We start from the raw sequence: 12,472 nt of genomic DNA on the forward strand, positions 1-12,472 counted from the left end.
AGTATGTTAGATGAAATTCATCTGTAGGGATGACATATAAATATTTTCTTAATGGGTATAAAATATAGTAATTTAAATATATAAATAAAAAGAAAATGTATTAGAAGTACATAGTAGATTCATATTTTAAAAAATTAATGTGACAATAAAGGGAGGTTGAGATACATACACGGCGGGAATGTGTATGTATCTATTATAATAATGAATAAGACAATCAAACAACAAGTAATCGCACTATCAACAAGTCTAGTGATTTTAGGGAGCGTACCTTTATCAGCATCAGCAAAAGAGTTGAACAAATCTCAAACTGATCAACTTAATATTGCCCAGGGAGAAAATGGAACGAGCGGATTAAATTATTCTAATTTCAAGTTGGAAGTTCCTGATCATGTACAAGTTAACGAAGCAGAAGTATCTGAAAATGAAAAAATTCTTTTAGAAGAATATAAGCATAAACATGATGAAACAGAAGAATTAAACAAAATGCAAGATGCTAAGAAGGGGCAAGTAGCAGAAAAGGAAGCTATTTCAAACATTGAAAAGGCATTTGAATCTGTAGATGGTCGAAATGATGGATCTGATCGTCAAATGAAACCTGTTGTAAAGCCAAGAGGTATTCAATATAGTGCACCGAGTACGAAGAAATATGGAACACTTGCAGGAGTTCCATTTGTAGAGTGGATTGTTCCAGCAGGAAACTCTGATATTCGTCCTGCAAATCCGATGAAAGCACGTTACATTACAATCCATGAGACGGCAAATACGGCCGCTGGTGCTAATGCTGAAAATCATGCGAAATATTTATATAAGCAAGCAACGGAAGGCACTTTCCGAACAGCTTCATGGCATTTTACTGTAGACGATAAACAAATTTATCAACACTTACCAACAAACGAAAATGGTTGGCATGCAGGAGATGGAGATGGATCTGGAAACAGGGAGTCTATCGGTATTGAGATCGCGGTTAACCAAGACGGTGATTACAATAAAGCGTTAGAAAATGCAAAACGACTTGCAGGTTATTTAATGAACAAAGAAGGAATTGGTGCAGATCATATTTACAAGCATCAACAATGGAGCGGGAAAAAATGTCCTGATATTTTAATTTCACGTGGTAATTGGGCTGGTTTCGTACAAGGAATTCAATGGTATGCAAATATAAATGCGCAGATTGATACGCCTTTACAAGATAAAAATGAATCATTTGATCCAAATGAAAATAATCCAGCTGAACCTAGCATGGAACTAGTGGTAAATGGTAGCGGCATCAATGTGCGTAGTGATGCGGGTATTGAACATCGTGTTGTACGTAAAGCTTCAAACGGAGATCGTTACAAAGTATTAGCGGTTAAAAATGGTTGGTATAAAGTAGGTAATGGAGAATGGATTTTCTATGACCCAAGTTGGATTAAAATTAACTACAATGTACCAAAGGAAGAAGTACAAAAGCCTAAGGAAGAAGTACAAAAACCAAAAGATGATATTACAGGTGGATGGTTTGAAGGGCATATTCGTAAATTAAACAGTCTAGGTATTATGCAAGGCGAAGGCAATGGTGTATTTGCTCCATATCGAAATGTAACGAGAGCGGAGTTTGCGAAATTAATCTCGAATGCTCTTAAACTACCAGAGGGAAATAAGTCATTTGTAGATATTAATGAGGCACATCCATCACTTCATGACGGTATTAAACGTTGTGCAAGTGCAGGAATTATTAATGGTCGTGGTGAAGGGATTTTTGATCCTAACTCACCAATTACTCGTGAAGAAGTATCTATTATGATTGACAAAGCATTACGATACAAAGGAATTACAGGTGAGTTAGTAGCATTACCATTTACAGATAAGCATTTAATAACATACAAAGAATCGGTTCAACGATTATACAGTCTAAAGGTAGTTAATGGTATTGGAAATAATGAGTTTGATCCTCGAGGCACAGCAACTCGTGGTCAGGCGGCTGCCTTTATTGTGAAGATGTTAGATTCAATGCAAAAATAAAATGAAACTTTAATCAGTGAGGGCCACTCGCATTGCAATCAAGCAGTTTATTCACCAAATTTTGAAATGAGAGTGTTACTGCCCACAAATAGCAGAAGAAATTGTATGTAGAAGCTGACATTGGTAGAAGTAAAAAAATAAGAAGAATTTGAAAGGAGCTATCCAAAATAATAATTTGGAATAGCTCCTATTTAGTAGGAAGAACAATTGTATTTGATAGATTGTAATGTAGAATGCCCTTCCAAGCCCCTCATAAGCCCCTACCAAGTAATAAATCACTAAGAAAAAACAAAAACAATAACAACTACAAGAACAAAACAAGCGCGAAAAAATGAAACCGGTGTTGTAGTAGTAAAAAAATTGTAATTCGAATGCCAAAACCATTCCCGCATTCCTATTTTTATAATGAAGGATTAAAATCTTCCTATTTACTAGCAAAGAGTGGAGGGAAACATATGGCGGTATACCGTAATGTGCAGGTGAACTTTTGGCAAGATGAATTCATATTAGATTTAACGCCAGAGGAGCGTTATTTTTACATATATTTGTTAACTGGTACGAAAACGAAGCAATGTGGTATTTACATATTACCGAAGCGTGTGGCAGAGCTTGAAACAGGTTATAGTATGGAGACTGTTGAGAAGTTGCTAAACAGGTTTGTTGAGTATGGAAAGATTTTATATGATACGGAAACGAAAGAGGTATTCATAATAAACTGGTTACACTATAACCCTATTTCAAATACGAATGTAGAAAAGTGCGTATTACGTGAGTTAAAGACTGTAAAAAGTAATGAGTTCATACATATGTTTTTACGTAAATGCCTTGAAGAAGAATACACGATTCCATTATTATTGCAGCATTTTGGTATGCCAAAAGAAGAGGATAATAGTAGTTCACAAGTAGTTATTGAAGAGAAAGAAGAAGCGGAAGAGGTAGAAAGTATAGAAGAGGACGTTCCAAATAGTGAAGTTTATAAGTTTTATGAACAAAATATTAGTAGTTTATCCCCATATATTGTGAAAGAATTGAAGAATTGGATACAAAAATTTTCTGGAGAGAAAGTGTTAGAGGCACTTAAAATTGCGTTTGAAAATAATAAGAAAACGTTAGCTTATGTGAAGGGGATTTTGAGGAATTGGTGTAGCAAAAAGTTAAAGGATTTTAGTGGGGAGAAGTGTGTAATGGGAAGTTTAGAGAGAAGGAAATGTATGTTGAGTAGTGTATTTTAATTTACATTAATTTAATGTAGAATGTACGTTCGTTTTTTGTGGGTTTTATGCTATACTACCATTAAATAAGGGTATTTTTATAATAGATAAAAAGATGCGGGGGGTACAAAGTTTGACTACTAGTACATCTGAGTTGTTTCAATATATTAATATGACAGAAGAACAGGAACAATTAGCACTACGATATATACAGACAAAAGAAGAAGAGATTTTAAAAGATATTGAACTAACGACGATTCGTGATCAAAAAAGAAGCGATTTTGCGGAGCGATTTATAAACGATTTTAGGAAAGTACATAAACAAGATCCGGGTTTCTTTCGGTTATTTTATCATATACTCGAGGAGCAATTATTAAATGTTCTTGTAGTCCGTTTTGCGCATGTCAGTTTTTCTAAAATGAAGGTTTATTTAGAAAAAAGTGCACTACCTTTGGACAAACTTGTAGCAATTGCATGTAGGTATTTATCTAGTATTTCAAGTTACGTCAATGAAGCAGATGTTTTTCTTAGAGAGTTAACAAAAGAGAAACCGAACTATATAGAGGAACAATTACATACTTTACCAACTAAACAGCAAGTAACATTACTTCTCGTAATGTTTGATGTAGAGTATGAAAAGTTTCGTACATATAGTTCTTTATTGAATAAGAGGTTAGAAGAACATACAGAATTTATATTGAAACTGCTAGGGGAAAAGGAAAAGGTTGAAGCAGTTAAACGGTATTTAAAAGGTGAAGATGATAGTGAAGTATTTATAGGTGGGAATTTACCGGAACATATTTGGCGGCTATTATTTTGTGTTCATAAACATTCGAATGTTGCGAGGCGATATATTGAGATATTGGCGAAGAAAAATGTTTGGGGTTTTATAAACTATGCAACACGTTATATGTGTCACACTCTTGGTCAGTCTCAAAACTACAAAAAAACTGGTAGTGTAAATAGAGAAACATATGAAGAAATTCAAAGTTTTTGTACACAGTTTTGGATTTCTAAGGAAAGATTTTTTGCGCATCGTCTAAGGCAACATGATTTGAATAGTGAGGATTTTTGTAAGACGTATGAATATGAATTGCTATGCTTTATGTTGGAGGGAAATCCTGAATTTATTCAACAAACTTTGCAATATGTAAGTAAAATGAATTATCTCATCATCGCACGAACGCTAGCCGAAAAAGGATATGAGCTAAATAGAGGGAAAATGCGAGAAGAATTTTTTGTTGCTGCTTTGCAAATTAAATTGTCTACATTGCGGGATACATATTGTGATTATTTACTAGGGAAGTTGTCACTTGAGGATATAAAGCAAATACTTAAAAATCCGAAATATAGAAGTATGTATTGGGGTATGCCGGTGTTAGAGGTTGCGCTTCTTTGGGATATAGATGATGTAGCGAAAAGGGAAGCTGTACTTACACTACAGTTTGGAGATGATGATAGTGTTAATTTATACGAACTTCTTTACGAATGTTCTGTCAGAGGAGTAGAGCCGAAACAAGTATTAGAAGATCTGCTTTCGTATGGGTTAAGTAAGGAAAAACTTATCGCTTATGCAGTTGAAGAAGCTGCATGCTACAGTGAAGAGAGAAATAAGGCGAAGGAAGCGCTTGTTTGTGTAATTGTAAAAGAACAAGCGTACATCATTGAACGATTTGATGAGTATTCTGCTGTGGCCAAAGCATATATTTTAGAAGAGTTAGCAAAGGATAACATGATTAAAATGCGTCCAATTTTAATTAAAAGCTTAGGAGATTCATCTAAAAAAATGCGTGAGTCTGTAGTTAAACTGCTTTCAAAAGATGTAGAAGCTGCAGCAGATGTAGCAGTTGAACTTCATAATAAAAAGAAAATTGTTCGTGAAAATGTGATGAAAATACTTATAGAGTATAAGCTTGAAAAATATACGAAACTTGTACAGGAAGCTTTGCAAGAAAGTAAAAATGAATCTTTCGCAGGGAAATTCTCGTTTTTATTTCAAACGGAGGAAGAAAAGATAGAAGAACTATGTGCACGTATTTTAACTGAACAAACAAGAAATTCACTTCTGCAATTGATTGGGGATGAGCCACAAATCCGTTTACGTGACTCTGATGAAATTGCTGATGCTGCAATTCCGTTAGCCTATCTACAACAGTATATTTCAGATGTTGTTATTGAGAAGAAAGAAACAGCAGAAGTAATTGGTAGAGCTTTAAATGAAGAGGACTTAAAAGAATATGTGCAAACAATATATCAAATATGGATTTCTCAAGACGCAGATGTGAAGAAACGTGGAATTCTTTCGTTATACGGAATGTATAGTGACGACAAAATGGTCGACATACTTATAAAGCAAATTGATGAATGGGTGCTTCAAATGAGAGGAAAGATAGCAGCGGATGCCGTTCGTGCTTTAGGTTTGTCTTCATCTAAGCTTGCACTTATGTCTATTCATGCAATAGCATTTAAATATAAACATAAGCAAGTACGTAATGCAGCAAAAGAAGCGCTAAGTCTTGCTGCGAAAACACGTGGTATAACAGAGGAAGAGCTGGAAGATCAATTGGTGCCGGACCTCGGCTTTACTATACATGGTGAAAAAATAATTGATTTCGGGAATCGAAGTTTTACTGCCATTTTAACTACAGAGTCAAAAATTGAATTAGAGACAGAAGAAGGAAAACGTATGAAGTCACTTCCAAAGCCGAATGCAAAAGATGATGTAGAAAAGGCTGAAGAGGCTAAAAAAGAATTAGCCTCTTTAAAGAAGGAACTCCGAAATACTCTTTCCATGCAAAAACAACGATTGGAAACGGCACTTTCATTAAAGCGTTATTGGTCACATAATGCATGGAAGTCTGTATTTATGGATAATCCAATTATGAAGCAATTTTCTATTTCACTCATTTGGGGTGAGTATAAGGAAGGGAAGTTGCTGAAGGCATTCCGTTATGCAGAAGGTGGCGTGTTCTGTACAATTGACGGGAAGAGTTATGAACTTTCATCTGGCACTGTTATTGGTTTCGTTCATCCGTTAGAATTGTCTGGGGCGGAGAAGGAATTATGGAAAGAGCAATTAGAAAGTGCGGGAATTGTTCAGCCGTTCCTACAAATTGAGCGTCCAGTGTTTGTAGTAGAAGAGAATGATGAGAGTGCTATTGAGAGATTTGGTGGTATTTTACTAAATGGTCGTTTGTTATTCGGTAAGATGACGAAGCTTGGATGGATCCGTGGATCTGTTCAAGATGGCGGTGTGTATTATACGTTTTATAAAGAAGATACTCGTACTGGATTAGGGGCAGGGCTTTCATTTAGCGGAGCGCCGATTGGTTATGAAGATGAAGAAGATGTATGTGTATTTGACATTCAATTTTATAAAGCAGGTACAGTGAATAATGGTTCATATGAATACGATGAAATTGATGATGAAAGACGCATTGTACCAAAAGAAGTAGATAAACGCTTCTTTAGTGAAATGTTATATGATGTGCAAGTAGCGACAGGTGCAAATCTTGGGCATAATGAAAGTTGGCGTAGCAAACGATAAGAAAGACCCCCTTCATTGGTAGGAAAATGAAGGGGGTTTTTCAATGTTTTTAAAAGGTTCTTTCTCAAAAAGAAGCGAATAGTGTGAGAAAGGGGTGGTTATATGGAGGTAGTTATAAAGAAGAAACGAAAAAGGGGAAGAAGAATTTTTATTTGGGCTAGTAGTATCGTTCTCTTGTTAGTTATTTCCGCTGCGATTTTTTTGAATATATATACGCTGAAATCTATGCCAAAGATAGATGGAACGATAAAGCTAGAGGATTTACAACACGCTGTTACGGTGAAGCGGGATAGTAAAGGTGTCCCGCATATTAAATCGGAAAATGCACATGATTTATATTTTTCACAAGGATATGTACAAGCGCAAGATCGGTTGTTCCAAATGGATTTAAGTAGAAGACAAGCTTCTGGTATGTTAAGTGAAGTTGTTGGGGAAGCAGCTGTTGACCGAGATAAATTGTTTCGAACACTCGGTTTACGGCGAGCGGCAGAAGCTTCAGTTAGTCAATATGATGGAGAAGCAAAATATGCCCTGCAGTCATTTGCTGATGGGGTGAACGCTTTTATACGTGAGGCAAAAGTGGAAAAGAAATTGCCGGTTGAGTTTACTATATTAGGTTATGAGCCTTCTGAATGGTCAATCGTGGATTCTTTAACAATTGGAAAGTATATGGCGTTTGACTTAGGAGGACATTGGCATGGACAGGCGTTTCGATATTGGGCGCTGAAAAACCTTTCGAAAGAGCAAGCAAATGAGCTATTTCCTAAATATCCGAAAGATGCTCCTAGATTGCTAGCTGAACTGAAAAATACAAATGTGGACGTAGCGCAAAGTTTTTCAAAAACGATAATTCCCCCGGAGTTTAACGGTAGTAATAACTGGGTTGTGAGCGGTGAGAAGAGTGCGTCAGGTAAGCCGATTTTAGCAGATGACCCTCATTTATCCCTTGCGACACCTTCTATATGGTATCAAACGAGACTTGAAATGAAAGATTTAAATGTGAGTGGCGTTATTTTCGCTGGAGTACCAGGTGTTATATTAGGCCACAATGACAAAATAGCGTGGGGCGTTACGAATACGGGGCCTGATGTGCAAGATTTATATATTGAGAAGAGAAATCCTAATAATGAAAATGAATTTCTGTATAACGATAAATGGGAGAAAGCTACGGTAGTTGATGAATCGATTAAAGTAAAAGGCGGGAAGACAATTCCTTATAACGTTACGATTACGAGGCATGGGCCAGTAATTTCAGAGTTTGCGGATAAGGGGAAGGAGAAAACGAAAACAGTATTTGCTTTAAAGTGGACTGCTTTAGAACCGTCAGCTGAGTTAAAAGCTGTATTAAATATGAACAAAGCAAAAGACTGGACGGAGTTTGAAACCGCTCTTCAAGATTTCCATACACCAACCCAAAACTTTGTGTTTGCATCAAACGATGGCACGATTGCTTATAAAGCGAATGGAAATATACCAGTGCGTAAAAAAGGCGATGGTAGCTTGCCTGTTCCAGGATGGACAGATGAATATGAATGGGAAGGGTATATTCCATTTGATCAGCTGCCGAAAGTTATAAATCCGAAAGAAGGTTTTATTTCAACTGCGAATAATAAAATTGTTGATGATGATTATCCGTACCATATTAGCAATACGTGGGCACAGCCATATAGGCAAATGCGTATTCAAGAATTTTTGCAAGAGAAGGAAAAGTATACGGTGAAAGATTTAGAAGAGTTACAGATGGATCAAAAGAATTTATACGGGAAAGAGTTTACTCCTATATTTTTAAAAGAGTTAAATAAAGCATCTTTAAATGAGGTAGAGAAAGAAGGCGTAAACCAATTAACAAAGTGGAATTTTTACGATAGTAAAGATGAACCGGCACCATTAATATTCTATTTATTAATGAAAGAGATTTCAAATACGTTATTTTCAAAAGAAATACCGAAAGATGTAATGAAGTTATTTGAAGGGAAGTCACAAGTTGTTGATGAATTGATTCGAAAAGAAGTAGCGGGAGAAAATAGCGCGTGGTTTACGAAGTACGGAGGTTTCACAAAAGTTGTGCATACATCGTACGAGAATGTAATGAAGAAATTGCAGAAGGAATATGGACCGGATGTTGGAGAGTGGAAGTGGGGCGATTACCATCAACTCGCTTTTACACATCCAATTTCAAAATCATCTAGTATGTTAGCACTACTCGCTTTTAATCGTGAGAAACCAGTCCCGATTGGCGGAAGTCAAGTTACCGTGCAAGCAGCGAGTTACGGCGATAACGGCATTGTAAATCACGGAGCGTCTTGGAGATTCATTATTGATACGAAAGATATGTCAAACGGTTATCATATAGTGGGACCAGGACAATCGGGACATTTTAGAAGTGATTGGTATCATGATCAAATAGATGATTGGGTAAGTGGAACGTATCATACGACTACATTGAATACGGAGGGAATAGAGGGGAAGGTGCTAAATTTAGAACCGAAGTGATAGGGGGTTTTTGTTTGTGGAGGGACTAGTAATAATCTTTTTGATAATGAAAGCTTATCATTTAGAACATAACCCAGTTCTTAAATAATTTTAACAGCCAGCCTACTATCATTTAATTTGATAGTAGGCTGTTTCCATCTTCGAAATACGCTGTAGCAACTTCTTCAGGATTACGATTATTTCCACATGCTGCAAGTGCTGTAACAAATAAAGCCATTACAACTATTAACATGATTATTCCAGTTTTGAGGGGAATTAGTTAACAAAGACCAGGTATTATTTGCAACAGAACGGTCCCTCTGTACCCCTTGTTTCGTCATTTTTCTACGCCATCCAACTTGACAAATGTTTTTTTATCAAACTACAATGAAAATCATTATCAATAATATAGGGAGGATACTTTTGTCAATAAATGAAAAACAATATATTTATAGGTTAATAACCAGATCTTGTTAAGTCGTATGTACTATTTTTAGTTTAGCGTTGCCCAGAATGTACACCAATTAATCTCGCGAATTACAAGAAAATTATTATTGAAATGAGGCGTGCATTGTGAAGTTGGACGTGAATGAGTTAGCAGAGTATCTTGCCAATAATCCTTTCCGAGTAGAAGGAGTATATCGTTATGCTAAAAATCCAGGTGTGCCTTGTGCTGAGTCTACAGATTCTTTCCCAGGATTTGTATTTCCACTTACAGGGAAGACGCAATTTCAATTTAATGGTACGCCGTATATCCTTTCCCCAGGAAAAGTTATACATGGGGGTGCAAAAATGACATTAGCCCATAAAATGCTTGGTGAAATAAACTGGGAATATATTCTTGTTTTATATCAGATAAGCAATCCAGAACGAGAAGACTCTGGCTTTACTCATCAGCATTTTGAATTATTAACAGGACAATCTCCTCGTCTTGTCGAATTACTTATGCGTCTTTGGGATCTGTATAATCAGCGTGGAGGCATTTCGATGCTTCAGACCGAAATGCTGTTTCGCGAAGCGTTGAATGAAGCTTTATTAAGTGTTGTCAATAGAGAAAACAACTATGAGTCGCATACTTTATTCGAACGAATATCTAGTTACGTTCGCCAATACTATTATAAAGATATTACAATACATACGCTTACAGAACAAAATAATGTTAATCGAAATCGTCTTTCTTACGTGTTTAGAAAGCATGCAGGTATGGGGCCAGCAGAATATTTATTGAACTATCGTATAAAGATGGCTCAAAAAATGTTATGTACAAGTGGTGTGCCTGTACAACAAATTTCGCAGGCTGTTGGAATTGCAGACCCTTTTTATTTTAGTAGAGTTTTCAAGAAGCGAGTTGGCATTTCGCCTACTAAATATCGCGAGAAGTTCATCAATAATCCATACTAATGTCAACAGGGGTCCATTCTTATTTGAAAATCACTGTTCTATACTTATGGAGAGTTAAAGGAAACATTGGATTGAAAGAACTTTCATTGAAATCACTCCTTTGTACTATCTGAATGAAAAGTTCTGGCCGGAGCATTTTCTTTTTAAGCGTAATGACGACTTTTTTACTTAGATTATTGTAATATAGTGGAAGTTAAAAATGAGGAGGGATTATTATCCATTACCAACCTATTAAACTAAATGACGAGTTATCTAAAATTAACGATTATTGGTATCCACGAGTGATTGGTGAAATGAATGATGATCAAATTCAGCTTTTTAAAGCTAATGGAGATTTTATATGGCATGAGCATCCTGATACGGATAAGCTATTTATTGTGCTTGAAGGGGAGATGTTCATCGATTTCCGTGATGGACAGGTGAAAATTTCTAAGGGCGAGATGTTTATTGTCCCGAGAGGCGTTGAGCATAAACCTTTCACTGAAAAGGAATCCCACATCATGTTGGTAGAGCCTAAAAGGGAAATGGATTGATAATCGTAAAAAGATAAAAAAGGAGCGGAAATCCGTTCCTTTTTTATTTATCTTACTATTTTTAGGGGCTTAGTATGAGTAAGATGTGAATAAAGGATGAATAGCATTTTTATCAATAAAAATTTATTGGATTTTTTGTGGAATATATATGAAACGTTGTATAAAATAATCAAGAAAGCCAAAAATTATAGGGGGAAAGTTGTGAAGAAAAATAAGAGTTTAATAAGTTTTTTAGGAGTGTTTATTATGTTGTTTTCTTTTTGTTTTCAAGGAAATGTACAGGCAGATGTAAATACTGTTCAATCTGGAAAAATCAAATCAGGAAACGTAACAGTATGGGAAGTTGGAAATGTAGCGAAAGTATTAGCGGATGTGGAGCGCTTAAATTTAAATACAGTAAATGTACCGATTCAGGTAGATATCCCAAATGTGACTTCTACTAACATGGTAATTAATCAAGCGCAAAAGCAACAAGCTATTATTTTAATTCAAGAATTATTAAAGCGTAATATTCAAGTTATAGTGGAACCGTTCCCGTATATTCAGCAGGGGAATGTTGGAGAGACAGAATGGAACCCAAGTAACATTAATGATTTCTTCTGGAATTGGAAGACGGTTATTCTGCAAGATATTTTTAATTCCATTACAAGTAAATACAATGTATATGGACTAAAGATTGCTTCTAATTTCGTGAATATGGAGTATGCAGAAGGATACTGGAGCGATACAATTGATTTTGTTCGTAATCAGTATAAAGGAAATGTTTTGTATCAAATGAACTGGTGGTTAACAGCAAGCTGGGACCCTTCTTATGAAGCGAAGTTTAAAGAGAAAATCAATCGTCCGTATTTAAAAAAGGTGGATATTGTAAGTATTGATAGTTGGTTTGAAGTTTCAGGAAAAAGAAATCCAACATATGAAGAAGTAAAGAAAAGTTTATTTGCGACGACAGTGTATAATCGTGGGCAAAATGTTGTTCAGCAATTGGAACAATTACATAATGCAACAGGAAAACCAGTTTACTTTGGTGGGTTTAACGTTCCGGCGCGTGAACTTGGATTACAAAATCCATGGAATCCAGATGTTTCAAATGTGTTTTCGAAAGATGTACAATTAAATGGATGGCGTGCTTACCGCGATGTATTAGAACCGAAACCATATTTTAAAGGTTTTTCAATTTGGTTTATTGGCTCTAATGATAGTACACATGCGTATCAAATACATAGTAAAGAAGCAGAGGCAGTTATTAACGGGTGGTACCGAAAATAAATTTTATAAAATAGGTAAGTTTTAAAGTTTACTACATA

General features: G+C 35.7%; 7 protein-coding genes. All 7 read left to right on the top strand.

The window, feature by feature from the left end; translation table 11 throughout:
- The first annotated feature begins 201 nt into the window (after positions 1–201).
- The 7 genes from N2V92_RS18705 to N2V92_RS18735 all read left to right on the top strand — a co-directional run bounded on the left by N2V92_RS18705 (position 202) and on the right by N2V92_RS18735 (position 12,434).
- On the top strand, positions 202–2,001 hold the full coding sequence (locus tag N2V92_RS18705) for an S-layer homology domain-containing protein (protein ID WP_033668942.1): 1,800 nt from the start codon (positions 202–204) through the stop codon (positions 1,999–2,001).
- Between the two features lie 455 nt (positions 2,002–2,456).
- Positions 2,457–3,233 (top strand): DnaD domain-containing protein, encoded by a 777-nt coding sequence (locus N2V92_RS18710; protein ID WP_016077465.1) that lies wholly within the window; start codon positions 2,457–2,459, stop codon positions 3,231–3,233.
- A gap of 112 nt (positions 3,234–3,345) precedes the next feature.
- Positions 3,346–6,759 carry a DUF4132 domain-containing protein gene (locus N2V92_RS18715; protein WP_016077466.1) on the top strand — a complete coding sequence of 1,138 codons (3,414 nt, stop codon included), beginning with the start codon at positions 3,346–3,348 and terminating at the stop codon, positions 6,757–6,759.
- Between the two features lie 102 nt (positions 6,760–6,861).
- The gene (locus N2V92_RS18720; RefSeq protein ID WP_016077467.1) at positions 6,862–9,252 is read left to right on the top strand and encodes a penicillin acylase family protein; all 2,391 of its coding nucleotides are present in this window, start codon (positions 6,862–6,864) and stop codon (positions 9,250–9,252) included.
- Between the two features lie 552 nt (positions 9,253–9,804).
- Complete coding sequence (locus tag N2V92_RS18725) at positions 9,805–10,632, top strand: helix-turn-helix transcriptional regulator (protein ID WP_000762790.1); 828 nt, start codon at positions 9,805–9,807, stop codon at positions 10,630–10,632.
- Positions 10,633–10,925: 293 nt separating this feature from the next.
- On the top strand, positions 10,926–11,165 hold the full coding sequence (locus tag N2V92_RS18730) for a cupin domain-containing protein (protein WP_000997179.1): 240 nt from the start codon (positions 10,926–10,928) through the stop codon (positions 11,163–11,165).
- Between the two features lie 201 nt (positions 11,166–11,366).
- Positions 11,367–12,434 (top strand): glycoside hydrolase family 113, encoded by a 1,068-nt coding sequence (locus tag N2V92_RS18735; protein ID WP_000739768.1) that lies wholly within the window; start codon positions 11,367–11,369, stop codon positions 12,432–12,434.
- Positions 12,435–12,472: the final 38 nt, after the last annotated feature.

Source organism: Bacillus sp. CH_48, assembly GCF_038008465.1.
GTDB classification, from domain to species: Bacteria; Bacillota; Bacilli; order Bacillales; family Bacillaceae_G; genus Bacillus_A; species Bacillus_A thuringiensis_S.